Source organism: Okeania sp. SIO2B9, assembly GCF_010672505.1.
Lineage (GTDB): Bacteria > Cyanobacteriota > Cyanobacteriia > Cyanobacteriales > Microcoleaceae > Okeania > Okeania hirsuta.
Genome location: NZ_JAAHGK010001758.1, coordinates 1 through 1,155 on the forward strand (window position 1 = coordinate 1; position 1,155 = coordinate 1,155).

The 1,155-nt window shown below is 35.4% G+C and carries 1 protein-coding gene; it reads right to left on the reverse strand.

What is annotated here, in order from left to right:
* Positions 1–414: 414 nt before the first annotated feature.
* Positions 415–1,155 (reverse strand): 2OG-Fe(II) oxygenase (locus F6K13_RS34215; RefSeq protein ID WP_287290098.1); only part of this gene is annotated, 741 nt, incomplete at its 5' end.

The window sequence follows — 1,155 nt, forward strand, 5'->3', positions numbered from 1 at the left end:
GTCAGAGGATACTCAATTGAAGAGTCACTTCCAAACATGCTTAAAAATGGCCAACATGGCTATGAAATCACCAATCTGAAAACCCTGTTTTTATTTGCATATTTTGCCCAGCCTTATGTATGACACTATCTGGCAGGTATTTGAGTGCTATTGGCGGAATATCATCAGGACAAAAAAAAAATATTCCCCCTTATTGATACAGAGGGAATATTGCATGATGACTGAGTAGACAAAAAAATTGTTTGTACAGCAAAGAACTAGTTGTTTACGACATTAGGGTATAGAGTGATGATCAATCAAATAGGGGGAAATGTTTTTCCTATTGTTCCCTCACAGAAGTCCGCTACCAGATGCGTCTGTCGCTGACACTGGGTCGCACCGCTATTCCCTGCTTTACTTCAGTAAAATAACTATTTATGCTACTAATCTTCTAATCCAACCATTAACTGTAAACCGACTATGTTCAAATGCTTTTGATGGACAAACTACAGGCATTACCTCATGTCTGCAACGACTGTTAAAAAAGATGATGGAATTATTAGCAGGGGTAATAGTTTGAAAATTCTCATGAGTTATTGCTCCACCAGCTTTTAATTCAGTATCATAAATTCTTAGCTCACCTCCAGAAAAAGCTTTGGGTTCTTGATAAAAATAATATACATAAGTAATTTCTCTACTTGCTGTTTTTTCGCTACCCGCATCATTATGAATTTTGTAATAACATCCATCATTATGTGCTGTTAGTTGCGCTTCAATTTCTGATATCTCGAAAGGACGAAAATTTAGTTGAGCTAATACTTCTGGCAAGGTTTGTAATATTTTGCTTTGAATAAGTGTTGATAATTCGGGAAAGTATTGTGAAAATAGTACATAAGACTGCCGATATCGATCTGCTTTAGTGGTAGTGGTTGATTCAATATATTGGTCGCGTTTTTGAATGGCAATTTCTATAGCTTTTTGATTTTCTTCGGGAGATAAAAAGTTTTGAAGTTCTACATGAACAGCAGGTAAAAATGTAGATTTTACTTGTGCTATTTTAGGTGTATACGCAGAAATATTTCCTGTTATATTATCTGTATTTGATTGGTCTATTTCTTGTTGAGCATCAGATATTAATGTACTTGGTGATCGAGGGTTGGTTTGAGACAAAATACC